The following is a 23,594-nucleotide window of genomic DNA, read 5'->3' on the forward strand; positions in this document are numbered from 1 at the left end:
TCTTATGATTCGCACATTGATTCAGCGACTTCAACAGCGTTATCCTGAACAAGAAGTCTTCCGTACCAAAATTGGCATTTCTGCCGGCTTGATCGGCTTAGGCACTAATCTATTGCTTTTTATAGCTAAAATGTTTTTAGGACTAATCACACAAAGCGTCTCAATTATGGCAGATGCCATCAACAATCTTTCCGATACAGCCTCTTCGGTCATGACGCTGTTGGGCTTTCATGTTAGCAGTAAGCCAGCTGATAAAGAACACCCTTATGGACATGAACGATTTGAATATATTAGTGGTCTCTTCATCGCACTTTTGATCATCTTTGTCGGATTTCAATTTTTGAAAACCTCCTTTGAGCGAATTCTTGACCCTGTTAGTACCAAAATCAGCCCGATTGTTTTCGTGATTTTGGTCTTATCGATTTTGATCAAACTATGGCAAAGTACAGTCTATACTAAAATGGGCACCGCCATTCAATCGAACACTCTTGCCGCTACAGCCCAAGATAGCCGCAACGATGTTTTGACGACCATCGTGGTTTTGCTTTCCGCAGGTGTTGAATTGGCCACTGGCTGGCGCGTGGATGGTTATATTGGTCTTTTGATTGCCCTTTACATTTTATTCAGTGGCGTCCAAATGATCAAAAGCTTTATTGATGAGTTACTGGGGACCCGGCCAACTGACGAGGAAATCCAGGATATGGAAGATCGATTAGATCGTTACACCCAAATCATTGGTTATCATGACTTAATGGTCCATGCTTATGGCCCGACACAACGCTTTGCTACCGTGCACATCGAGGTAGATGATCAACTGACTCTTGAAGAAGCTCATGCCGTCAGCGACCGCATTGAACGCGATTTTCAAGAAGGACTGAATGTGCAACTAGTTTGTCATCTAGATCCTGTTGACCTCCATGACCACCGGCGCCAACTAATCCGCAAGCAATTGAAACGATTCTTACGCTACCTAGATGACGGTCTCAGTCTTCATGACCTGCGCCTCTTCCGAGAAGCGGAAGGCGAACGCTTGACCTTTGATGTGGTCGTGCCTAAAAATTGTCGTTTCACAGACCAAGAATTATTAGACCGGATTCGACGCTTTTTAGCAGATGAATTTGATTTGACCCAAGTCGAAGTTGTCTTCGATCATAATTATTTGTTGAACTAACCAAAAGACCGCTACTCGTTTCTGAGAGTACCGGTCTTTTACTTTTGTGAAGCAGCTTGAGGTAAATTGTTTTATTTTTAAAAAAACAGCGCGTATGATATCTCTGTACTTATTCTATTTCTATTTAGGAGTTGTTGGTAATGAGAAAATATGTGGCAGAGTTTTTAGGTACCTTTATGTTAGTCTTTTTAGGTACAGGTACAGTTGTTGTGGCACAAGGGGATACCTTAACAATCGGTTTAGCATTTGGACTAGCCATCACTATTATGGCTTATAGCCTAGGTGGTATTTCTGGTGGGAACTTTAACCCTGCGGTTTCACTTGCAATGATTTTTAACAAACGTTTATCCGTTAAAGATGGCTTGTTCTATATGCTTTCTCAAGCATTAGGCGCCATTGCTGCATCTGGTGTTTTATCAATTTTTATTCATGCGTTGAAATTACCAAGCGATGGCTACGGCCAAACAGATTTCCCTAATATTTCGGCAGGTACTGCCTTTTTAGTGGAAACATTGATTACCTTCTTGTTTGTCTTTGTTATTTTGATGGTTACTAGCCAAAAATTTGGCAACAGTACGATGGCGCCCCTAACAATCGGGATCACGCTAGCCTTCTTGATTATTGTTGCGTTGAATTTGACCGGCGGTTCCCTAAATCCTGCTCGTAGCTTAGGACCAGCTCTATTTGCCGGCGGTTCTGCTTTGAGCCACTACTGGGTCTACTTGTTGGCACCTTTTGTTGGTAGTGCCATCGCTGCTTTCTTAGGCCAATGGATGGGCAGTGAAGAATAACTATCAGAAAAAAGCTTCGGCTAACACTTCCAAAGATTAACTTGGAATGGAATGTGTTGCCGAAGTTTTTTTTATTTATTAATATGCATATAAATATTTTTATCCTGTGTATAAGCGTCTAAAATTGTCTTATAGGTTTCTCGACCGATCCCAGATTTTTTATACCCACCAAAAGGCGTCCCAGCTGGCAGTTCACCATAGGTATTAATCCACATTGTCCCTGTACGAACAGCACGAGCAACCCGGAAAGCTCGGTCGATATTTTCAGTAAAGACGCCACCTGCTAAACCGTAGTCGGAATCATTAGCAATTTGAATGGCTTCCGCTTCATCTGTAAATTTGATAACCACCAATACAGGACCAAAAATTTCTTCCTGAGCAACCTGCATATCATTGGTCACATTCGTTAAGATTGTTGGCTGCATAAAGGAACCTTTTGCCAGTTCGCCTTCACAACGTGCACCACCTGTTAAAATTTCAGCACCTTCCTCTTGGCCAATCTTGATATATTCCAAAATTGTGTCCATCTGTCCTTCATTGATTTGAGCCCCCATCTCAGTTGCCTCTTCCCATGGCAATCCTACCTTCACTTGTTGGAATTCTTTCGCTAGAGCCTCCGTAAAACGGTCATAGATGGCCTCATGAACTAACAGACGACTTCCAGCCGAGCAAACTTGCCCTTGATTAGTCAAAATCCCACTCTTGGCGAAAGCTAAGGCCCGGTCAAAATCAGCATCATCAAAAATGATATGCGCAGACTTACCGCCTAATTCTAAAGTAGCCGGGATTAGATTTTTCGCCGCACCTTCTGCCACTTTATAGCCAACTTCTGTTGACCCCGTAAAAGCTAGTTTTGCAAAGCCTGGATGAGTCAGCATATAATTTCCTGACTCAGATCCTTTCCCGGTAATGATATTAAGTACCCCTTTAGGTAAAAGATCATTCATGATTTTAGCTGCTTCCAAAAGACTAAGTGGCGTTGAGGAAGATGGGTGGATCACGATCGTATCCCCAGCAGCCAAGGCTGGTGCAATTTTCCAGGCCGCCATCAGCAATGGGAAATTCCAAGGAACTATTTGCCCTACCACTCCAATTGGTTCTTTTAAGACCATTGTCAAGGTTTCTTCGTTCAGTTCTTTGATGGTTCCTTCTTCAGAGCGAACAAGTGCGGCAAAGTAGCGAAAATGGTCAATGGCGAGCGGGATATCACCGTTTTTAGTTTCACGGATTGGTTTGCCGTTATCCAAAGTTTCAACCATAGCAAGGCGTTCTGCATTTTCTTCCAATTGATCTGCAATCATGAGCAGTATGCTACTGCGCTCTTCCACACTGGTCTTACTCCAGTCAGGAAAGGCGTTCTGCGCTGCTTCAACTGCCCGGTCCACATCTGCTTCTGTTGCACTGATAAAAGTTGCTAAAGCTTCTCCTGTACTAGGATTTTTGGTTGTCAGTCTTTTTCCTTCACTACCTTCTGTCCATTTACCATCAATCAACAATTGATAGGCCTCATCTAACCATTTTCCTTTATCCACTTGCATCCACTCATCTCCTTTATCGTAATTACTTTTAGTATAGCAAGAAAATAATTTAGAGGACAAACAATAAGATATCGCTTTCATTCCGAGGCTAGCTCTTGTGTTATTTCTTTATCCTGTCTGTTTTTTCTGTTACCATTAAAATAGGAATTGTTATAGCACAGAAAGGAGCTGACTTTCTATGAAAAAGAAATTTTCCGGTGGCATCCAATTAGCCCCTAGTACTGAAGAATTAAAAAAGCTATTTAAAGCACCACTAGAATTGACTAGGATTGAACCGGATTATGTTGTGATTCCCGTTAGCCAACATATTGGTGCCCCTAATGAAGTATTAGTGGCGGTTGGTGACCAAGTAGCAGAAGGACAATTGATTGCTCGCAATTCAGCTGCAGTCAGCGGCTACGTTCACGCCTCCATCAGCGGTATTGTGACAGCTATTAAAGAGGTCCCTGGACTTGGCGAACAGCAATTGGCTATCCGGATACAACGTGGACCAGCCGAGGAGGTGCGCCTATCAGAAATGTCCCCATTAGAAACTGTCCGCCATGCTGGTATCGTAGGGATGGGCGGTGCCACCTTTCCTACCCATGTAAAATTAGATCCAGACCCTGAGATTACTGTACATACCGTTGTCTTGAATGGTGCCGAATGTGAGCCCTTCCTCCTGTCGGACAATCTGTTAATGATTCGTGAAAGCGAGAAAATCATACGCGGCGGCAGAATCATGCAGGAACTATTGGGAGCGAAGCGAATTCTAGTAGGAATCGAAGCCGACAAGCCGCAGGCGATCGCCGCCATGGCTCAGGCAGCCGCCCCTTTTCCAGATATTGAAGTCGTTACCTTGCCTACTATCTATCCGCAAGGAGGCGAAAAGGAAATTTTAGAATCCTTGCTAGGGGTTGAGTCACCGATGCACGATCGGACCATTGCTACAGGGGCTTTTTCTACCAACGTGGCCACCTCAAAAGCAGTTGCCGATGCAGTGGATGAGCGGCGTCCGCTAACCAGGCGGTATGTAACTGTTACCGGTGACGTGATGACGCCTAAAATTGTGGAATTCCCCTTAGGCACCACCGCTGAACAGTTGATTGACTTTTGTGGTGGCTTTAACGGCGCTCCCTCCCGCATCTTAAATGGCGGACCCATGATGGGAAAAACCTTACCAAATCTAGAGGTTCCCTTAACCAAGGGGAGTAATGGACTGGTGGTTTTGAATCATGCTCACGACGGAAAAACAGAAGAATCTCCGTGTATCCGCTGTAATCGTTGTGTAACGGTCTGTCCAATTCGCTTGGAGCCTCATCATATCGACTTAGCCTACCGTAGCGGCAATTATGCTCGCGTGGCACAATTACTAGCCGAGGAGTGTATCAACTGTGGCTGTTGTACCTACGTTTGCCCCGCCCGTCGTAATCTTGCCGCTAATATCGTAGCAGCTGGCAATAAAGTCGCCACAATAAAGGAGGAGCTTGCCAATGACTGAACGTCTTTTAACGGGACCTTCGCCCCATCTGCGTGGCGACTGGACTACGCGTAAAATCATGGGCTGGGTGGTGTTAGCACTTTTACCCGCTATTCTAGCGTCTGGCTATTTTTTCGGACCACGCGTCTGGCTATTATATCTGCTGGCAACTGTAACTGCCTTAGTTGCTGAAGCCCTGTGGTTCAAATTCACGAATAAAACGGCGACCCATGATTTGAGCGCTGTGGTAACCGCACTTTTGTTAACCATGAACTTGCCACCATCAGCTCCTTGGTATTTTCCTGTTATTGGGACTTTTTTTGCCATTATCGTAGTCAAAGAATTTTTCGGTGGCCTCGGCTATAATTTTTTAAACCCCGCCCTAGGTGGACGTGCTTTATTAGTGGGACTTTTCTTCTCGGAAATGTTCAAAATCAGCTGGTCAGCGCCACCTTTTGACCGGATTCCGCCTGAGGTCGTCACGCAAGCCACCCCCTTAGAGCTGTTGCGCAACGGCGAGCTCTTGTCAGGTTCCTTTTTGTGGTCTTCCTTTATTGGGGATATTGGCGGTCGAATCGGCGAAACCTCTAGTTTACTCCTTTTGCTAGGTGGCGGCTTACTACTTTGGCAAGGCATCATCCACATTCGGATTCCCGCAACTATTTTTGTAACAGTTGGTCTCGGTGTCTGGCTATTTTCCGGCGAAGGATTAGCTAGCTGGCAAACCGTTTTAGGACACCTAACAGGTGGTGGCCTGATTCTAGGCAGCATCTACATGGCAACCGATTACGCCTCTAGTCCGGCAACGGTTTTAGGAGAATATCTTTATGCTTTGGGAATTGGCCTGATTATTTTACTCTTCCGTTTTTGGGGTGCGACCTATGAAGGTGTCAGCTATGCTATCCTCACGATGAATTGTGCCACTCCTTTAATCGACCGCTTGATTCGCAGACGCGTTTTGGGGGAACCAGGCTCTAAGACTCTCGGCGTGAAATTGGACCATTAGGAGGGAATCTTATGCATATCACAAGTATTATGTGCTGTTTTTTTGGTAGTCTATGGCTAGTGACCCATTACTATCAGCAGCCAGCAAATCTGAAGCACCCTGAACCCACACCTTTCAACCGTTCACTATGGGGTGCTGTCGTCGCTGGCCTTAGCGTAGTTCTTAGTAGCAGCTTGTTCTTCTTTCTGCAAAAATTAACATTGCCAGGAAATGCCTCTGTCATGTTGTTTCTGCTATTCCTATTAGGCAGCTGCTTGATCAGTGGTCTACTATGTTTCCTATTTAAACGTTCCCTAAGCGAAATCCGCTTTCTGCTACCTTTGACGGTGCTCTTGGATTTAACACTACCCCACACTTTTGGCACTACCAGTTACTTCATCCAAGTTGCAGCCGTCAGCCTGTTCCTATTCTTTTGTAGTGTTTTTTTGACCGGCATCGAAGAACGTACGCAAGATGCGCCGATCCCCGCACTTCTTCAAGGAATACCTTTGCGGCTACTTGCACTTTTTCTGATTTGGCTGAGCCTTTCCTTTTTCCAAGGCGTCTTTTATGGCCAACTTTTTTAGAATTTAAACCGATACAATACTCAAAAACGCCTAAGGTTTTCCAATATAAGGAAAACTCTAGGCGTTTTGCTAATTAAAAAGTTACCGGTAACCGGCTAGCCAATATTTTAGTAGTCATAACGAACAGCTGTATCTTGGAAGGTATTTCCATGGGCCAAATCCCCGTACTCTACCCCACGTTTGAACCAAGCGACCCGCTGCTGTGACGTTCCATGAGTGAAACTATCCGGCACTACATAGCCTTGGTACTCCTTCTGTAAGGTATCATCGCCGATAGCGTTGGCGGCGGTAATCGCCTCTTCGATGTCACCTACCTCTAAAATTGGCTGACCTTGATAGGTTTCACCTTCTAGGTATTTCGCAAAACAACCAGCTAAATAGTCTGCTTGTAGCTCTAAACGCACGCTATACTGGTTATATTCCTTCTCCGATAATTGTTGCCGTAACTGATCCACCTGTCGAGAAACACCAAGTTCATTTTGCACATGATGGCCCACCTCATGAGCCAATACATACGCCATGGCAAAGTCCCCAGTTGCCCCGTATCGTTGCGCCAACTCCTCGCCAAAGCTAAGGTCTAAGTAGACACTTTCATCCGCTGGACAATAAAAGGGCCCAACTTGGGCGCTGGCTTGACCACAGGCCGAACGGACACTTCCTGAAAAAAGCACTAATTTAGGATCAGTATACGTTTGATTCATTGCGGTGAATTCCTGCTGCCAATAATCTTCCAAATAACCAAAGACAACCGCGGCAAACTCTTTTTGTTCCGTGTACTCTTGCGTCCCGACATTTTCAGTCTCATAACTAGCCGGTTGAATACCCCCAGATTGATTTAGAACATCCACCACACTATTCAGATCCCCGCCGGAAAATAGAAATGCGAGGACCACTATCACAATTACGCCGATACCCCCACCAGCTACCTTAGCGCCAGTACCAGTAGTTCGGTCTTCCACATTTGAGCTTTTACGCCCGCCTTGCCATCGCATAGGACCCCTCCTTTTATTTACTCCTTACCTTCATTTTACAAAATTCCAGAGCGCTTGTCTGAAACAAGCCCCTAACAACAAAAAGAGCAGTGTTAAAAAACACCACTCTTCTCTATCAGTCTTGTTTTGCGGCCAGTCGCTGCTGTAAGCCTTTGTCATAGTCTCGCGCTGCTGGTATCAAGAAAGTAGCCACCCCGCACAACAGCGTCCCTACACCGGCTATCACAAACATTTTCTCTACGCCAATTGCATCAGCTAATGGCCCCGCAAATATCAAGCCAACGGGACCTGTAACGCTCATTAATGCATTCAACACTCCTAGGACCCGGCCTAAATATTTTGGCTCATAGCTTTGTTGAATCATCGCCATCAGTAAGGTATTAAAGAACGGTGTTGCGAAACCCGCACCAGCATTCAAACAGGCGAACCAGATGAACCCTTGTGCGGTGCCAGGCAATAAACCACTAGCAGCAATCGTCACGCCAATCACTACATAGGCTAAAAGAACTGGCTTCATGCGATCGCGCCAGTTTCCAAAAACACCAATAAAGGCACCACCGGCTAGCATACCAATGGAGTAAACCACCTCAATCAAACCAGCCTGTCCGACAGTTCCATTAAAATAGTCCATCGTCATTAGGGGGTACAAGCTAGCTGCCGGCATAAATATCAAGGTAAAGGCTGCCCCAATCAACGTAATTCGCCATAAGCCCTTGTTAGCTATCAACTTTTGTAAGCCTAGCTTGGAGTCGGCCAACACATGGACTGCCTCCCCTTCTGAAACAATCTTGGGAATCGTCACAAACAGTAACAAGCTAACCCCGAAAATCGCCCCCAAAACATCTAATAAAATGAGATAAGCAATGGGTACCACCGAAAATAGAAAGGCCCCTAACGCCGGCGCAATAATAAAATTAGCCGACTGAACCATACCTAACTGCCCGTTGATCTTCGTTAGCTCCGCTTCAGGTACCATGGTAGGCAAGATGGATTGAATCGTAGGCATTTGAAAAGTCTGGGCAATCGAGCGCATCAATAACGAAACAAAAACCAGCCATAATGGAAACTCGGCAGAAAGTAAGCCGACAACAGATAAAATGATGGCAAAAATTGCTACTATTATGTCCGTGATAATCAATAAGGCTTTTTTATTCCAACGATCTACAAAAGGACCGACAAACGGACTCAAAAGAACCATGGGAATCATCCCTAACAAAGTAGCAAAACTCAAAATCGTAGCTGAACCTGTTTCATTCGTCAAATACCAAATAATGGAATATTGCACAATCATACTGGTAATCCCCGATAAGAATTGTCCACTTAAAAATAAATAAATGTTACGCCGCCAATGCGGTAACTGAAATTCTTCCGACATCATTTCACTCCTCACTATACTGTTATTTTATAAGAAATAGCTAAAGAAGACAATCTTGATACTCGTCTTTAGTTAAAGGACGCATCTAAAATATCAAACCCACTGCTATTTCGTTATTTTTATCATTTTTAGAAGAACATATCAGTCGTATTTTCGCCTAATTCGCGGTATAACTGATACGAGGAGGAATTCTTATGTATGAAATAGTCCCAACTAATATGCAGGAAGCTACTGAAAAGTTCAACTGGTTTACCCAACAAGGACAGGCTACCAGCCTTAATGAGGTGATTCAACAAGCCATTTTGGATAATACTCAAGACATGCTAAATGGCGCGCTGGAAGGGGCCTACTGGAAAGCCAAATGGCTCGAGCCAGACCGCCAGATCCAAGTCCTCGATGTCATCGGACAACCAATCGGAGAAATCACCCCAACCACTACTACCTTCAGCGCAGACTTCCAAACTAACGCCGCCAAGCTGCTCCAAAAACTGCATGACGATGTTCAAAAGATTGTGGATCAGCATTAAACCAGCTCCAAAATATTATGCTCCCCTTAAAGATTAACTTTAGAAGGTAATCTTTAAGGGGAGTTACTGTTTCTCGATTTTTTTGTAGTTCTTTCATAGTAACTATCTTTTTTATAAATTTCGTTATGCTTTCTTATAAAATCATAATTATCGCCAAGTTGAAGTCTCTAACAGCAGAACCTCTTTACAAAAAAACAGACCTTACCAATATGTAAAGTCTGTTTACTATCATAAACCACTAATTTGATTATTCAATTGAATCGCTTGGCCTGCCTTAGAGGATGGATCTTTCATCCGTTTTAATAGCAACTCTGCGCAAACTTGCCCAATTTTTCGAGTAGGTTGCTGAATCACGACTTGTGCTGGTAATACCAAGGCATCATGATCTTCATAATCAAAATGACTAAATAGAAAATCATGGCCCACCTTGATTTGATGTTGGTTTAAACAAGCTAAAGCACCAATAGACATATTATAGTTACTGACAAAAAGAGCTGTGATCCCTGCAGCAAGTAGTTTTTCCGTACAATCATAACCGCTTTGGCGTGAATAATCACCAAGTTCAATTAAAATGTCAGCCTGACCATCTGCTACTTCATAAATTCCCTGCAGTCGTTCCCGCGCTACATAATCAGTTTGTGCTGCTGCAATGATGCCAATTTTTTTATGTCCCTCGGCTAAAATATGTCGCATCACGGTCGCAACACTTTCACGATCATTAGAAGAAACAAGATCTACACCAATTAATTGCTGGGGACTGTTGATTGCAACCACTGGGATTCCCAGCTCTGATAAACGTTCCATTCCTTGCCATTCATCATCTGCCACGAAAGCAATCAAGCCATCCACTGCATGTTTTAATAGATAATCAATCTTTTTATCAATCAAAGTTGCATCGTTCTTAAAACCACTAAGTAGCAAGCTGTATCCTTGCTGCTCCATGATTTCTTCAATACTAGATACAACTTCCGCACCAAAACGACTAGAAATGCTGTTCATCAACAACCCCACCGAAAAACTACGATTATTTTTCAGCCCTTTGGCAATAATGTTCTCTTTATAGTCTAGTGCTTTGATTGCCTCAGCAATCTTCACCATATTGGCAGACTTCAGCTGTTGCCCATTCAAATAACGTGACACACTTCCCACAGAAACACCTGCCAGTTCTGCTACCTCTCTAATAGAAGCCAAATCTTATCCTCTCCTAGTTACCTTCAGCTGCTGATCGCCCACAAAGATGGTTACCGCTTCAGCAGTTTTCAATTGATTGTCAAGATCGGTATAAGTAAAATCAGCTTCGGATAAATCAAACTGAACTAGCTGTTCCTCTTGTGGCTGCAACACAATTTTTCGAAAAGCTCTTAATAGTTTGGTCCGTTGAATCACACGACCACCGTGCAGTTTCACAAATAGCAGGACAGTTTCCTTGCCTATACGATCTCCCTTATTCTCCACTTTAACGGAAACCGTTACTTTGTCAATAGCGGAACTGGCTACAAGACTGTGATAAGAGAACTCCGTATAGCTCAATCCAAAGCCAAATGGATAAAGTGGTTTTCCTGGTAAATCGTAATAATCATCCTGCTTAGCTGCAGCCCGTTGATAGTAGTATACAGGTAACTGACCGCTGGATTGCGGATACGAAATGCTCAACTTACCACTAGGATTGGCAGCCCCCGTCAAAAGCCGTGCAATAGCTTGGGCTCCTTGTTGCCCTGGAAACCAGGCAGTTAAAACGGCAGTTGAGTAGTTCACTACTTCTGTCAATTCATAGGGACGCCCCTGCACGAGAATACTAATAATTGGTTTATTTAATTGCGCTATTCTTTGCAACAATTCAATTTGGCATCCGCCTAATGCTAATGAAGCAACGTCGACATTCTCGCCTGAATCCATATTGATGCCTTTTGACGAGACAGCACCATTTCGTAGAAAAGCCATATCAAAGTTGCGGGCACTGGAACCGCCTAAAACTAATACGATGACATCTGCTTGTGATGCTACAGCCTCCGCTTCTGCTAACAATGGTTCCTGCTCTATTTCACGCCGAACTTCGCAGCCCTTAGCGTAGACAACCTCCGCTTGTGAGAATGACTGCTTTAGTTCTCGAAAAATCGTTGCTTGCTGAGCAGCTTCAGATTGAGGTGCGGTATAGTCTCCCAGAAGATTGTACAGCTCATCTGCGTTCGGTCCAATTACTGCAATTTTTTGCTTAGTCGTTGCTGCAAGCGGTAAGATACCCTCGTTTTTCAGCAAGGTGATACTTTCTTCTGCTATACGCAAATTAGCAGCTTGCGACTCTTCTAAAAGATTACCAAACGTCGCATTGGGGTCTGCCACAAATGGTTGCTCAAATAGCCCTAACATAAATTTCAAAGATAACACTCGGCCAGCGGCGCGATCGAGTACTTCTTCTGAAATTAGACCGGCAGTTACTGCCTCAGCGATTTTGGTATACGTTTCATCCCATAAGCTTAAATCGACACCAGCACTTAACGCCGCACTAGCAGCTTCCAATTGCGAATCGAAGACATCGTTCAAACGATCTAAAGCGATGCCATCTGCCATTACGATCCCTTGATAATGATATTCTTCTCGTAGCAATTGCTCAAAAAGAGTTTCGTTGATATGACAAGGCACACCATCCAAATCATTATATGCCGCCATAACACCAGCAGCATTATGCGTACTCTTTAACAAAGGAAAATAAACATCGCTAAATTCTCGTGAACCAATCGTCACAGTTCCTGAATTATGCCCGCCCAAGGCTTCCCCTTGGGCGATACAATGCTTCAAGACTACGCCAATATTTCCTGGCTTCCGCTTAATCTCCGCAACTGTTTGATCTAGAAAAGAAACTTTTTCAGAGATCATTTCTCCTTGGAAGCCGGCCACCACTGCTTCACTAAAGCGAGCAGCTAAAATGGGATCTTCGCCAAAACATTCTTCCGATCTTCCCCAGCGCGGATCCTTCATTAAATCTAAGGTTGAGACTAAGGCTAAATGAACGCCTTTCGCTGCTAACTCCCGAGCCATCAAGCGAGAGGTCTCTGTCATCAATTCTGTATTAAATGAATTCCCACGCCCCAAGTTAGTAGGATAGGAAATACCGGATAAGCCTTGGTGCCCATGAGGACATTCCTCAACCAGTAATGCCGGGATGCCCCAGCGAGAATGCTGAATCACATACTCTTGAACCAAGTTTGCAACTTTCCAAGAATCCTCTGCTTTTATACCATTATGAAAGTCCACTTTGGACCAAGGATCGGCACGAAACAGACCATACAACGCTCCCAGTCCACCACCCCAAGCAACATGCTCTTTAAAGGTGTCCGTTAGCGCTAGGCTGGGTTCACTTTCATAACACTCCCAACCATAAAGATGTTGATTTACCTGGCCCACTTTTTCCTGAAGACTCATGCGACCTAGTAAATCAGTCACTCGCTCCCGAATAGTTAGGGTTGGATCTTGATACGGATACTTAACCAACGAGTTGTTCCCCTCTCATAGCTGCAGCCTTGTTACTTGCCAGGACAAATGGCATAAACAAAAATACATCCAGAATAATTAATCCAACAGTTAGAAGCGCCGCTCGCCAGTCACCACCAGTAGAAATGTACGATTGAACAACCGGCGGCGTAATCCACGGTGCCGCTGCGACCGTCTTACTGATTAAACCAATGCTTGTTGCAAAGTACGCAATAATAATATTTATTGAAGGAATCAATGCACATGGAATCATATAAATAGGATTCATAACAACTGGTAAACCAAACATGACCGGCTCGGTGATATTAAAGAGACAAGTTGTAAGTCCTAATTTAGCAACTTGGCGTTGTTCCGCGCGCTTCGACACCCATAAAATCGCAATAACCAGCGGTAAGATACAGCCGCCGCCACCAATCAAACCAAAAGCATTTGTAAAAGGATCAGTGATGATATTAGGAATATCATGTCCCGCAGCAAATGCTGCCATATTTTCTTCAATTGATTGTAATAAGGGTGCTTGGCGAATTGGTGCTAGAATGCTTGAACCATGCATCCCAAAAACCCATAAGAAATCGGAGAAAAATTGTAAGAATAAGATACCAGGTACTGAAAGAACAAAGCCTTTTAGTGGTGTTTGAATAATGAGATTAATTAAATCTGGAACATTCAGACCTGTCGTTTTATTTAAAACGAAAACAAATAAAGCAAAAATTAGAATAACCAGCACTTCAGGTACTAGTGAATTAAAGGAAGTAGCAACAGCTGGCGGTACACCATCTGGCATTTTAATTTTTAACTTCTTGAATTTTGTTAAGCGAACGAATAGTTCTGTCGCCAACAAAGAGCATAGCATTGCTGTTGCTAAACCAGAAGAAGAGGTCAAGCTCTGCAAATAGACACCACCAATTTCTGCGGTTTCGCCATTTGCCAAAGTTACGATACTGTTTACTGGCATTAGGATAAACATTGTTGCAATGCTTAAAATACCCGCATGAACAGAGTTAAACGCCGGGTCAGTGATAATGCTATTCTTGATATAATAATTAGCTAAATTAACACCGATGTTATAGCAAACTACGATTGATAAGATACTCATAGTTCCGTTATTCACGATAACGGCCAACTCTGCTAAAGAGCTAAGATCAATAATGCGTTGGATAGTGGCATTGGAAAAAATCAGTGCATTTAATAAGACCATAAAAGAAGCTGCCATTACTAGTGGCATCGTGATAATAAAGCTATCCCGAATTGCCAACAAGTGTCGTTGATTATTAATTTTAGCGACGATTGGTAATAATTTTTCTGATAGTCTGTCTACTACATTCATGTATATTCTCCTTGAAATCATTATTTTTGAACCGGTTCAAAAATAATATAGCAATCGTTTACATTTCTTGCAAGGTTTTTTTTGATTATTTTTTTCTCATAAAAAAAAACAGCCGCTGATTTCTCAGCGACTGTCAAAGTCGATTTTAGTATCCTGAATGTCCTACAATTGTATCGCCTGCGTAACCAAAACCAACGCGTGTGATACTTGGGTTGATTTCCCAATCACGATGACCGCTACCGCTGGCTGTTACCATACCAGTTTCGTTATACCAAGCTTGGATAACGGAATTTCCTGGTGCCCACATAATCGCAATAACTTCATCGCCACGAGACCAGTGATCAGACGGGATTTGTCCACCCGCTCCTTCAATAACTGCTGCACGAGCTGCTGCAGAAGCTGCTAAGCCGGCATCCCATTGAACAGGATTCAAGCCTAATGAACGACGTAAGTCATTTAAAGCATTTAATGTTGCATCAGCGGATGTTGATGGTGCTTCTGGTTCAACTGGTGTTTCTGGTTTAGCAGTTTCGCTACCACTATTGTTTGATTCATTGCCACTGTTAGAATTGTTATTGCTGTTATTTGGTTTTTCAGCAGTTTCTGTACTTGATTGTGATTCTTCAGAGCTGCTTTCTGGCGTTGCTTCATTGGAACTTGAAGCTTCAGATGAAGCACTGCTAGATTCAGATGAAGCTGATTCTGCTTGTTTTTCAGTTTCTTTAGCTGCTTGTTTTTCTGCTTCTGCTTTTTCAGCAGCAACACGTGCTTTTTCAGCGGCAGCTGCTTTCTCTTGTTCAAGAGAAGATTTTGAATTTTCAGCATTAGCTTGTTGTTTTGACAAGTCAGATTTCAAGGCTGTTAATTCATTTTGTTTAGAAGAAAGGTCTTGTTTTTTTGTTTCCAATTCTGCTTTAGTTTCTTCTAGTTGTTGCAATTTTTCTTTATTTTCAGCTTGTTTATCTTGAACAGCTTGTTTATCTTCTTTTTGTTGCTCTACCAAATCATTGTTTGCTTTTACAATCGTTGTGATTGCTTGTGCACGGCCGATTGCATCTGCAATTGAATCAGCACTCAATACGGCATCCATCAAAGCGGCGCCTTTACTGTTTACTTGTACATCACGAGCTTGGCGTTTGATCGCTTCTGTCCGTTTTGCAATACGTTCGTTCAATTCTTTGATTTCTTTTTCTAATTTTTTAGAAGTAGCATTTAGCTCTGATTCTTGTTTTTTCAAAGCCATCCCTTCATCAAAAATAGCAGAGATGTCTGATTCTAAAGAAGTGATTTGAGAATCAACATCACTTTGTTGTGCTTGTAGTGAAGAGATTTCTTGGTTTTTTTGTTCGATTTTTTCATCGACGCTATCTGCAAAAACGGCGGTTGGACCTGCGACAGTTGTAAGTGCTAGTGAACAAATAAGTAGTGATGCGAAAATACCTTTTTTCACGTTGTATGCCTCCGACTTTTTCTAATTATTTATGTAAATGTTCTTCATATGTCTTATATTCAGCATATTGATTCTAACATACGTATATTTCACTTATAAGAAAACAATGTTACAAAAACATTTCAAATCAGACACATCACATGACATACTAGTCACTTTTCTGCTCTTTGATAACGAATTCGCTGAGTTTTCCGGTAAAAACAGCCTCCTTACTGACAACGACCACTTTTTTTAGTAGGATAAGAAAAACACGAAAGAAGGGCTAGTTATGTTGCATTTTGTCCCGGCTCTCCGTGAGGATCTCCCTGCAATTGTGGCTATTTACAATCAAAGTATTCCTTCACGGCTAGCAACTGCCGATACCGAACCGGTTACCGTCGCCGCTAGAGAAGACTGGTTTGCCGCCCATCACGCTAAGCGGCCGCTTTGGCTGGTGAAAGATCACGATCAGTTAGTTGGTTGGCTCAGCCTTAGCGATTTTTACGGACGACCCGCTTATCAAAAAACCGCAGAAATCAGTCTATACTTAACTGCTGATTCTCAAAGCCGCGGGTATGGGCAGCAGGCATTAACCTTTGCGGAGCAGACCGCTCCTCAGTTAGAGATTGAAACGTTATTGGCCTTCATTTTCCACCATAATACCGCCAGCCAGCGTCTGTTTAAGCGCAATGATTATCAGCTGTGGGGCCATTTGCCTGCGGTAGCTGAAATGGACGAACAAACTTATGCGCTAGATATCTTAGGAAAGCGACTGTAAATCTAGTATGATCACCTAAAAACGACCTTCCCGAACGAAGCTTTTAGCTAGTTCAAGAAGGTCGTTTTTATAATTTAATCTTGATTTTTCGCCATATTGGCTGTTACTCGTTCATCCACACGCAAGAATGGCAAGTAGATAAAGACACTTGCAATGATGATGAGAATCTGCAAGACCGCGGCGCGCCAGTCGCCGCCAGTTGCTAAGAACCCCGAGATGATTGGTGGCGTAGTCCAAGGAATCTGTACCACCACATGATTAATCAAACCGACGGCAGTCGCAAAGTAGGCTACTGTTAATGAAAAAATAGGTGCCAAAACAAACGGAATGATCAAGCTAATATTAAACACAATCGGCAAGCCAAAGATAATCGGTTCGCTAATGTTAAAGATTGCTGGTGTAACTGACAGCTTGGCAAAATCCTTGTAATCTTTACGACGACTGAAAATGAAGATGGCAATCAGCAAGGCAATTGTATTACCGGAGCCACCCATCACGGCGAAAGTATCTTTGAATGCCATATTGATGATGTGGGGAATCGATTCATTGTTAGCATATGCCGACATATTTTCTTGCATATTTTGAATCAAAAATGGATCCAATAAAGAACCGGAGATAACAGCTTGATGGATCCCGAAACCGAAAAATAGGTTTGCAATGGAGGTAATCAGCAAGAAGCCTGGTAAACCGGTCGTTACTTTACTTAGCGGACCAGTAATGACCCGGGTAATAAGTCCGTTTACGTCCATATTGAACAATTGATTCACAATAAAGGATAAGATAGCAAAACTCGTTACTGTGATCATGATTGGAATCAATACATTAAATGATTTCAACACAGCGGGCGGAATATTCCCAGATAACTTGATTTGTAATTTTTCATTGTTAGAGAGTTTGATAAATAATTCTGTTGCCAATAGACCTACGAAAATCCCTACAAACATTCCGGAAGCACCCGTATGCGTTACCGGGATTACGCCGCTGACTTCAATAGGTGAGCCACCTTCTGGCGTAAACATGGTTTTCATTGGTGTTAAAACTACAAAAGTTGAAATTGCCACTAAAACAGCGGCGATATGATTCGTATAATTGCGACTGACACACATATGATAAGAAACAGCTGCTACAACAAGTAACGTTGTGATACTTAAGGTTCCGTTGGCGATTGAGACCCCAATCTGTTGAATTGTCGTCAAAGTTTCAGGGTTGATGATTTTCCCCATAAAGCCGGTCGGTTCCAAAATGACATAATTAATTAAAGTTACAAAACCTGCCAACATCATAAACGGCATGAACGTTGCGAACGCATCGCGGAGAGTTCGTAGATGGATCTGATTTCCCAATTTTGTGGCAATCATTCCAAATTTTTCAAAAATCGCATCTTTTTTTGTCTGTCCCATCTTTTTTAGCTCCTTATTTTTTTGTAAGCGCTTACCCTTGGGGCTATCATACTATCAAAAAATAAAAAAGTAAATAACTTTGTACAAAATTATATATTTTTATTTTTTTACCCAAAAGAAAAAGGAAACAGACAGCTGCTGTTTCCTAATTTTCAACAAAGACGGCTTCAAAAATAAAGTCTTGATATAGATGGCGGGTAATGGAATATTCAAACGGCGTACCATTCGCTAAAGATACATTTTTTTCCACCTCAATCATAAAATCGCCAAAAGAAATTCCTAAGATATTGGCATCGAATTCAGTGGCTATATCCCCCTTGATCCAGATATGAGAGGTTTTTATCTCCAAGCCTAACTCCTTCGTAATATAGGCATAGACCGACTTTTTCAGATGTTTAGGTTCTAGCCCCGGTATAATCGCTAAAGGCATGAAGGTTTGCTCAATGGAGTAGGGTTGATGATCAATGAAACGACTTCTAATGATATTATAAACATAATCCTTCGCATCAATTTTCAGCATATCCGCAACTTTTTCAGAAGGTAGCTCAATAGAGAAAGTATGGATCTCTGAATCAACATGCTCTTCTCCAACCACGCTAAAAAGTCCTTCATTTGGCCCAAAGACTTTGGAATTGTCGATTGGTTTACGCATGACTTCTGTACCAAAACCACTGCGACTGCGCAAAACTCCTTCAGACACCAACATATCAACGCCTTTTTTGACGGTAAGCTTGCTAGTTTCGTACTGCTTTGCCAATACTTCACCCGCCGGTAATTTCTCTCCGACTTCATAAAAGTCATTTAAAATCTTCTTTTTCAAATCAAGATATATTTCCATATATTTAGGAATCTTTTTCATTTTTAGCCTCCTTATCTGTTTAAAGTTATAAGTAATTATATATCTTTTTCAATTTTTTACAAGATATGCGCTAAAAAACACAAGCGCACTTTAAAAAGGTATATATTTTTAATAAAAGTTATTTATTTTGTTACAAAAGCATGGTAAGATAAGTTTGAGAACAGAGGAGGCATATTATGACATTACAACAATTACAATTTCCAGAAAATTTTTGGTGGGGCTCTGCCTGGTCAGCCGAACAAGCAGAAGGCCGTGGCGAAACTGGTAAAGCAGAGACTGTCTGGGAACGCTGGTATAAAGAACAACCCACCCGTTTTTATCAACGGATTGGGTCGGAAGTAACAACGGATCATATTCACCGTTATCATGAAGATGTTCAATTAATGAAACAAACAGGACATAATTCATTTCGGGTATCCATTTCATGGGCTCGGATGTTTCCTAATGACGGCGTTGGTGAAGTAAATCCTAAAGCGGTCGCCTTTTACCGTGATTTATTTACAGAAATGAACCAAAATGGCGTTAAAGTTTTTGCAAATCTGTATCACTTTGATATGCCAGCTAAGCTACAGGGCCAAGGTGGTTGGGAATCACGGGATGTGGTAGCAGCGTATGTTCACTTTGCGGATACTTGTTTCAAAGAATTTGGTGATTTAGTTTATCATTGGTTCACTTTTAATGAACCTTTAGGGCCGATTTTAGGGAGCTATTTAGAAGATTTCCACTATCCAAATGTAATCGATTTTAAAAGAGGGGCACAGGCAGCCTTTTTTACGATCCTAGCACATGCCCAAGCTATTGCCGCTCACAAAAAATATGGATTAGAAAGCAAAATTGGCGTCATTCTAAATCTAAGCCCGACTTTCCCTCGTAGCCAAAATCCAGCTGATGTCAAAGCGGCAGAAATTGCGGATCTTTTCTATACACGAAGTTTCTTAGATCCGATGGTAAAAGGAACTTTCCCGGAGAAATTAACAGACTTATTAAGAACTTATGATCAGTTGCCAGCCGATATGACGGAAGCCGATCTACAAATAATTAAAGAAAATACCTCGCAAATTCTGGGACTAAACTATTACGAACCACGCCGGGTCAAAGCACGTTTAACAGCTATCAATCCTGAAGGACCTTTTTTACCAGACTGGTTCTTTGAGCACCATGTTATGCCTGGCAGAAAAATGAATGAATACCGTGGTTGGGAAATCTATGAAAAAGGTATCTATGACTTATGTATGGATATCAAAAACAACTATGGCAACATTGAAGCCTTTATTTCTGAAAATGGGATGGGGGTCGCAGATGAAGAACGGTTTATGGATGAGAACGGCCAAGTTATTGATACTTATCGTATTGACTTCATCAAAGACCACTTAGCCTATCTTTGGAAAGCTATCAACGAAGGCTGCAATATCAAAGGCTATCACTTATGGACCTTTATCGATTGCTGGTCTTGGATCAACGCCTATAAAAACCGTTATGGCTTAGTTTCACTCGATTTAGCGACGCAAAAACGCACAATCAAAAAGAGTGGCGAATTCTATAAAAACTTAAGCGACAATAATGGCTTTGAGTACGAAACAGATTGGCTAGTCTAATAAATCAAAAGAAGCTGAGATAACTCTCAGCTTCTTTTTTGTCTTATGTTATCAAGCGATTGTTTCCAAAAGCGTTTCAAACAGCAACGCACTAGAAGCCGCTCCTGGATCAATATGGCCTAAAGAGCGTTCCCCTAAATAGGAAGCTCGTCCCTTTTTGGCAACTAACTCTTTCGTTCCTTCTTTAGCCACAGTGATGGTCTCGGTTGTCAACTGCCCTTGTTGCAAAGCTGCCGCAACAGGTGCCCAAACGTCTACCATCGTTTTGTCGCCGACTTCGGCTTTCCCGCGCGCTTGGATACCCGCTAAACCTTGGGCTACTAACGCGCCTAACTCGTCCTTTTGAATCACAGTCAAATCCTTGGTCGCTTTCGTTAAATTCATAAAAGCCGAGCCGTAAAGTGGTCCTGAAGCTCCACCAACCTTGGAAATCAACGCCATTGACAGAACTTTAAAAGTATCACTGATAGTGGCCGGATTTTGTTTGGCAAAGGCTTCTTGATAGGCTGCCATTCCGCGAGCCATATTATTGCCATGGTCGCCATCGCCAATTGGCGTGTCTAAATCACTTAAATAAGCTTTATTCGTTTCAATCGCTTGGGTAAATTTATCGAGCCAAGCTTGAATCATCGTTACAGTTACGTCCATTGTTGTCCCCTCTTCTCAAAACTACCAAGAAATCGTTGTAACTTTGCTAGCTAGCGCTGTTTGCCAAGCCGTTTCTAAGGCGATAAACGTCAAAGAAAGTCCTTGCATATCGATTGACGTCATATAGTTGCCCACTTTGTGGAAGGTCACATTGACGTCTTTTTCTGCTAAAAGATCTAGTACATCATTCATAAAGACCAATTGTTCCATTAAAGGCGTACCACCCATACCGTTGACTAATACCCCGATACTTGCTGGTAATTCTTCGTAAGCCGCTAACAATTTGTCCACTAGTTCCACAGCTAAGTCATGAGAGGTTTGCATTTTTTCACGGCGATAACCAGGTTCGCCGTGAATACCCACGCCAAACTCCACTTCATCTTCTGCTAGCTCAAAACCAGGCTTCCCAACCTCTGGCACCGTTGCTGCGCGCAAAGCCACGCCGATTGTTTTCGTTGCGGCTACAACGCTTTCCCCTAAAGCTTTTAATTCTGATAAAGAAGCGCCTTGACGGGCAGCATCCCCCAAAATCTTGTGCACAAGAACGGTCCCAGCTACGCCCCGTTTACCAGCAGTATAAGTACTATTTTCCACGGCAATATCATCATCCACTACCACCAACTCAACCGCGATGTCCTCCATCTCAGCCAATTCTTTTGCCATTTCAAAATTCAAAATATCACCGGTATAATTTTTAACAATCAGCAAAACCCCTTGGCCTTGATCCGCCGTTTGAATCGCTGTTTGGATTTGATCAGGGGTTGGTGACGTAAAGACATCGCCCAACACAGCTGCACTAAGCATCCCATCGCCGACAAAACCGGCATGGGCGGGTTCATGACCACTACCGCCACCAGAGACTAATCCAACTTGTGGAGTCATTTCTGCCCGCGCTACTACACGTGAATCCGCCACTCGCGTAACAACTTCTGAATAACTTTTAACTAGTCCTTGCAGCATTTCCTCAACGATTTGCCCAGGATCATTCATGATTTTTTTCATTTAATTCCATCCTTTCACGCCTGCTTGACGCGCTTCTGACAGGATTTGCCCCAGATCATCACTGACACCGGCTGTGATAGCGGCAGCAAAAGCTCCCTCCACTAGTGGGCCTTCCACTAAGCGATAACGTGCTTGTGTCTCTTCCGGCAGCATGTCATAGGCAAGCTCCGCACTTAATACCGCACTGCCTAAATCTGCAAAGACGAGATAAACATCAGCCTCCCGCTCTTCCACTGCGGCGATGATTTTCAGAGGGTCGGAGCCAAGCTCGCCCTCTGAAGTACCGCCAAGTGAAAAGATCTGTACGTCTTCTGTCTGTTGCATCTGTTCAATCATCTCTTTCAAGCCATCTGTGATTGCTTGGCTATGGGAGACTAGCAAAATACTCTTCTTCATCTTTTCACCTTTTCCTATCTTAATGACGATCTTTGTAATTTTGACCGATGCGATCCGCAACCAAAATCGCATTGGCTACTTCTTCTTCTACGATTGGGAAAGGCATAGAGTGGATTGATTCTTCTGGAATACAAGCGATTTTAGCAACTGCTAACGCTTCTTCAAAAGTAATGGTTTCAACGCCGATATCAGCTAAAGTTAATGGCAAGCCAATGGATGCACTGAAGTCCATTACAGCTTCCAACTCATCTTTTTCAGCATCTTCCAAAACTAATTGTGCTAAGGTAGCAAAGGCAACTTTTTCACCGTGTAAGTAATGGTGTGTGCCTTCTAGAACCGTCAAACCATTATGGATGGCGTGAGCAGCTGCCAAGCCGCCATTTTCAAAACCTAAACCAGAAAGCAGGATATTTGTTTCAACGATTTTATTCAATGATTCTGTCACCACATTGGCATCACAAGCAATTTTAGCTTTCAAGCCATCTTCTTGAAGATTTTCCCAGCAAAGTTTGGCCATGGCTAAAGCCGCATAGGTACCACTAGCCGGTGGTGTCAAACCTTCGCGAGAGCCCATTGGTAAGCTAGCATTGACGCGTGAATATGAGTTGTGAGTAGCCCGTGCTTCAAAATAAGTGGATAAGGCATCGCCCATACCTGCAACTAAGAAACGAGTTGGTGCTTGGGCAACAACTTTAGTATCCACCATAACAACACTTGGACTTTGTTTAAAGTATGCGTAGTCGTCAAATGAACCATCCGCATGATACAAAACTGCGGAGTGAGAAGTTGGTGCATCTTGAGCTGCAATTGTTGGGACAATAATCAAACGTTCCCCTTCTGCGACTACTTTAGAAGCATCGATCGCTTTCCCGCCACCCAAACCAATGATACAGTCGGTTTGTTTTTCTTTGGCGATGTTTTGCAACCGTTTTGTTTCTTCTCGGGTTACTTCACCACTAAAGCCACCTTCAACAAACGTAATGTTAAATTTTTCAGCAGTTGCTTCTAATTGGGGGCGCACCCGATCAACATCGGCAGGGTTGGCAATCAATAAAGCTGATTTGCCGAAAGTGGTTACAAAATAACCTAAGTTTAATAATTCGTCTTCTCCTTGAACGTACTTCGTTGGTAAAATCAGTGCTTTTCTCATGGATAATTCCTCCTCTTTTTGTTTACATGCTTATCATAAAGCGCTATCAGCTAAAAAGCATTGAAGTTTGATACCGCTTTCTTTCACAAAAAGATA

21 protein-coding genes are annotated in these 23,594 nt (G+C 42.8%); 8 read left to right on the plus strand and 13 right to left on the minus strand.

The window, feature by feature from the left end; genetic code table 11:
* The first annotated feature begins 4 nt into the window (after positions 1-4).
* A complete protein-coding gene (locus tag ECA01S_RS07960) occupies positions 5-1,171 on the plus strand; it encodes a cation diffusion facilitator family transporter (RefSeq protein ID WP_067393681.1) in 1,167 nt (388 codons plus the stop codon).
* 140 nt (positions 1,172-1,311) lie between these two features.
* Complete coding sequence (locus ECA01S_RS07965; protein ID WP_067393684.1) at positions 1,312-1,962, plus strand: MIP/aquaporin family protein; 651 nt, start codon at positions 1,312-1,314, stop codon at positions 1,960-1,962.
* 71 nt (positions 1,963-2,033) lie between these two features.
* Here the strand turns inward: ECA01S_RS07965 and ECA01S_RS07970 are convergent, their stop codons facing one another.
* Positions 2,034-3,500: an aldehyde dehydrogenase family protein gene (locus ECA01S_RS07970; RefSeq protein ID WP_067393687.1), complete on the minus strand. Its 1,467-nt coding sequence runs from the start codon at positions 3,498-3,500 to the stop codon at positions 2,034-2,036.
* A gap of 178 nt (positions 3,501-3,678) precedes the next feature.
* Here ECA01S_RS07970 and rsxC point away from each other — a divergent pair, with 178 nt between their 5' ends.
* From rsxC to ECA01S_RS07985, 3 genes are read left to right on the plus strand one after another with little or no spacing between them, the layout of a single operon-like run.
* Complete coding sequence (rsxC, locus tag ECA01S_RS07975; RefSeq protein WP_067393695.1) at positions 3,679-4,980, plus strand: electron transport complex subunit RsxC; 1,302 nt, start codon at positions 3,679-3,681, stop codon at positions 4,978-4,980.
* On the plus strand, positions 4,973-5,965 hold the full coding sequence (locus tag ECA01S_RS07980; protein ID WP_067393697.1) for an RnfABCDGE type electron transport complex subunit D: 993 nt from the start codon (positions 4,973-4,975) through the stop codon (positions 5,963-5,965). The genes rsxC and ECA01S_RS07980 overlap by 8 nt, the downstream gene beginning before the upstream one ends.
* 11 nt (positions 5,966-5,976) lie before the next feature.
* Complete coding sequence (locus ECA01S_RS07985) at positions 5,977-6,531, plus strand: hypothetical protein (RefSeq protein ID WP_067393699.1); 555 nt, start codon at positions 5,977-5,979, stop codon at positions 6,529-6,531.
* A gap of 107 nt (positions 6,532-6,638) precedes the next feature.
* On the opposite strand, the gene ypfJ is transcribed toward ECA01S_RS07985, so the two are convergent.
* Positions 6,639-7,523: a KPN_02809 family neutral zinc metallopeptidase gene (gene ypfJ / locus ECA01S_RS07990; protein WP_067393702.1), complete on the minus strand. Its 885-nt coding sequence runs from the start codon at positions 7,521-7,523 to the stop codon at positions 6,639-6,641.
* Between the two features lie 115 nt (positions 7,524-7,638).
* A complete protein-coding gene (locus ECA01S_RS07995; protein ID WP_067393705.1) occupies positions 7,639-8,901 on the minus strand; it encodes an MFS transporter in 1,263 nt (420 codons plus the stop codon).
* A 191-nt stretch (positions 8,902-9,092) separates the two neighbouring features.
* Here ECA01S_RS07995 and ECA01S_RS08000 point away from each other — a divergent pair, with 191 nt between their 5' ends.
* On the plus strand, positions 9,093-9,425 hold the full coding sequence (locus tag ECA01S_RS08000) for a hypothetical protein (protein WP_067393710.1): 333 nt from the start codon (positions 9,093-9,095) through the stop codon (positions 9,423-9,425).
* 228 nt (positions 9,426-9,653) lie between these two features.
* Here the strand turns inward: ECA01S_RS08000 and ECA01S_RS08005 are convergent, their stop codons facing one another.
* From ECA01S_RS08005 to ECA01S_RS08020, 4 genes are all read right to left on the minus strand, one after another.
* Complete coding sequence (locus ECA01S_RS08005; RefSeq protein ID WP_067393714.1) at positions 9,654-10,616, minus strand: LacI family DNA-binding transcriptional regulator; 963 nt, start codon at positions 10,614-10,616, stop codon at positions 9,654-9,656.
* A 3-nt stretch (positions 10,617-10,619) separates the two neighbouring features.
* Positions 10,620-12,914, minus strand: a complete 2,295-nt coding sequence (locus ECA01S_RS08010) for a glycoside hydrolase family 3 C-terminal domain-containing protein (protein WP_071858970.1) — start codon at positions 12,912-12,914, stop codon at positions 10,620-10,622.
* Positions 12,907-14,241: a PTS sugar transporter subunit IIC gene (locus ECA01S_RS08015; RefSeq protein WP_067393721.1), complete on the minus strand. Its 1,335-nt coding sequence runs from the start codon at positions 14,239-14,241 to the stop codon at positions 12,907-12,909. Before ECA01S_RS08015 ends, ECA01S_RS08010 begins: the two co-directional genes overlap by 8 nt.
* Positions 14,242-14,386: 145 nt before the next feature.
* The gene (locus ECA01S_RS08020) at positions 14,387-15,691 is read right to left on the minus strand and encodes a PcsB-like coiled-coil domain-containing protein (RefSeq protein ID WP_067393726.1); all 1,305 of its coding nucleotides are present in this window, start codon (positions 15,689-15,691) and stop codon (positions 14,387-14,389) included.
* A 268-nt stretch (positions 15,692-15,959) separates the two neighbouring features.
* Here ECA01S_RS08020 and ECA01S_RS08025 point away from each other — a divergent pair, with 268 nt between their 5' ends.
* Complete coding sequence (locus ECA01S_RS08025; RefSeq protein ID WP_067393728.1) at positions 15,960-16,448, plus strand: GNAT family N-acetyltransferase; 489 nt, start codon at positions 15,960-15,962, stop codon at positions 16,446-16,448.
* Between the two features lie 74 nt (positions 16,449-16,522).
* On the opposite strand, the gene ECA01S_RS08030 is transcribed toward ECA01S_RS08025, so the two are convergent.
* Together ECA01S_RS08030 and ECA01S_RS08035 are read right to left on the minus strand one after the other, a co-directional pair.
* Positions 16,523-17,848, minus strand: a complete 1,326-nt coding sequence (locus tag ECA01S_RS08030; protein ID WP_067393731.1) for a PTS sugar transporter subunit IIC — start codon at positions 17,846-17,848, stop codon at positions 16,523-16,525.
* 145 nt (positions 17,849-17,993) lie between these two features.
* On the minus strand, positions 17,994-18,707 hold the full coding sequence (locus tag ECA01S_RS08035; protein ID WP_067393733.1) for a GntR family transcriptional regulator: 714 nt from the start codon (positions 18,705-18,707) through the stop codon (positions 17,994-17,996).
* Between the two features lie 176 nt (positions 18,708-18,883).
* Here ECA01S_RS08035 and ECA01S_RS08040 point away from each other — a divergent pair, with 176 nt between their 5' ends.
* Positions 18,884-20,302, plus strand: coding sequence for a glycoside hydrolase family 1 protein (locus tag ECA01S_RS08040; RefSeq protein WP_067393736.1), 1,419 nt, complete (start codon positions 18,884-18,886; stop codon positions 20,300-20,302).
* A 51-nt stretch (positions 20,303-20,353) separates the two neighbouring features.
* Here the strand turns inward: ECA01S_RS08040 and dhaL are convergent, their stop codons facing one another.
* Genes dhaL through ECA01S_RS08060 form a run of 4 tightly spaced genes read right to left on the minus strand, consistent with a single transcriptional unit; the run spans position 20,354 to position 23,498 of the window.
* Positions 20,354-20,950 (minus strand): dihydroxyacetone kinase subunit DhaL, encoded by a 597-nt coding sequence (gene dhaL / locus ECA01S_RS08045; protein WP_067393739.1) that lies wholly within the window; start codon positions 20,948-20,950, stop codon positions 20,354-20,356.
* A gap of 21 nt (positions 20,951-20,971) precedes the next feature.
* Positions 20,972-21,952: a dihydroxyacetone kinase subunit DhaK gene (gene dhaK, locus ECA01S_RS08050; protein ID WP_067393741.1), complete on the minus strand. Its 981-nt coding sequence runs from the start codon at positions 21,950-21,952 to the stop codon at positions 20,972-20,974.
* A complete protein-coding gene (gene dhaM, locus ECA01S_RS08055; protein ID WP_067393746.1) occupies positions 21,953-22,348 on the minus strand; it encodes a dihydroxyacetone kinase phosphoryl donor subunit DhaM in 396 nt (131 codons plus the stop codon).
* Positions 22,349-22,367: 19 nt separating this feature from the next.
* The gene (locus ECA01S_RS08060) at positions 22,368-23,498 is read right to left on the minus strand and encodes a glycerol dehydrogenase (protein ID WP_067393749.1); all 1,131 of its coding nucleotides are present in this window, start codon (positions 23,496-23,498) and stop codon (positions 22,368-22,370) included.
* Between the last annotated feature and the right edge of the window lie 96 nt (positions 23,499-23,594).

The organism is Enterococcus canis NBRC 100695, assembly GCF_001544375.1.
GTDB lineage: Bacteria > Bacillota > Bacilli > Lactobacillales > Enterococcaceae > Enterococcus_H > Enterococcus_H canis.

Excerpts from the sequence above, each read along its gene's own strand:
- rsxC (WP_067393695.1), top strand. The coding sequence starts at position 3,679 with ATGAAAAAGAAATTTTCCGGTGGCATCCAATTAGCCCCTAGTACTGAA.
- dhaL (WP_067393739.1), bottom strand. The coding sequence starts at position 20,950 with ATGGACGTAACTGTAACGATGATTCAAGCTTGGCTCGATAAATTTACC.
- ECA01S_RS07985 (WP_067393699.1), top strand. The coding sequence starts at position 5,977 with ATGCATATCACAAGTATTATGTGCTGTTTTTTTGGTAGTCTATGGCTA.
- ypfJ (WP_067393702.1), bottom strand. The coding sequence starts at position 7,523 with ATGCGATGGCAAGGCGGGCGTAAAAGCTCAAATGTGGAAGACCGAACT.
- ECA01S_RS07965 (WP_067393684.1), top strand. The coding sequence starts at position 1,312 with ATGAGAAAATATGTGGCAGAGTTTTTAGGTACCTTTATGTTAGTCTTT.
- dhaM (WP_067393746.1), bottom strand. The coding sequence starts at position 22,348 with ATGAAGAAGAGTATTTTGCTAGTCTCCCATAGCCAAGCAATCACAGAT.
- ECA01S_RS08025 (WP_067393728.1), top strand. The coding sequence starts at position 15,960 with ATGTTGCATTTTGTCCCGGCTCTCCGTGAGGATCTCCCTGCAATTGTG.
- ECA01S_RS08060 (WP_067393749.1), bottom strand. The coding sequence starts at position 23,498 with ATGAGAAAAGCACTGATTTTACCAACGAAGTACGTTCAAGGAGAAGAC.
- ECA01S_RS07970 (WP_067393687.1), bottom strand. The coding sequence starts at position 3,500 with ATGCAAGTGGATAAAGGAAAATGGTTAGATGAGGCCTATCAATTGTTG.
- ECA01S_RS08015 (WP_067393721.1), bottom strand. The coding sequence starts at position 14,241 with ATGAATGTAGTAGACAGACTATCAGAAAAATTATTACCAATCGTCGCT.
- ECA01S_RS08040 (WP_067393736.1), top strand. The coding sequence starts at position 18,884 with ATGACATTACAACAATTACAATTTCCAGAAAATTTTTGGTGGGGCTCT.
- ECA01S_RS08030 (WP_067393731.1), bottom strand. The coding sequence starts at position 17,848 with ATGGGACAGACAAAAAAAGATGCGATTTTTGAAAAATTTGGAATGATT.
- ECA01S_RS07995 (WP_067393705.1), bottom strand. The coding sequence starts at position 8,901 with ATGATGTCGGAAGAATTTCAGTTACCGCATTGGCGGCGTAACATTTAT.
- ECA01S_RS07960 (WP_067393681.1), top strand. The coding sequence starts at position 5 with ATGATTCGCACATTGATTCAGCGACTTCAACAGCGTTATCCTGAACAA.
- dhaK (WP_067393741.1), bottom strand. The coding sequence starts at position 21,952 with ATGAAAAAAATCATGAATGATCCTGGGCAAATCGTTGAGGAAATGCTG.
- ECA01S_RS08035 (WP_067393733.1), bottom strand. The coding sequence starts at position 18,707 with ATGAAAAAGATTCCTAAATATATGGAAATATATCTTGATTTGAAAAAG.
- ECA01S_RS08000 (WP_067393710.1), top strand. The coding sequence starts at position 9,093 with ATGTATGAAATAGTCCCAACTAATATGCAGGAAGCTACTGAAAAGTTC.
- ECA01S_RS07980 (WP_067393697.1), top strand. The coding sequence starts at position 4,973 with ATGACTGAACGTCTTTTAACGGGACCTTCGCCCCATCTGCGTGGCGAC.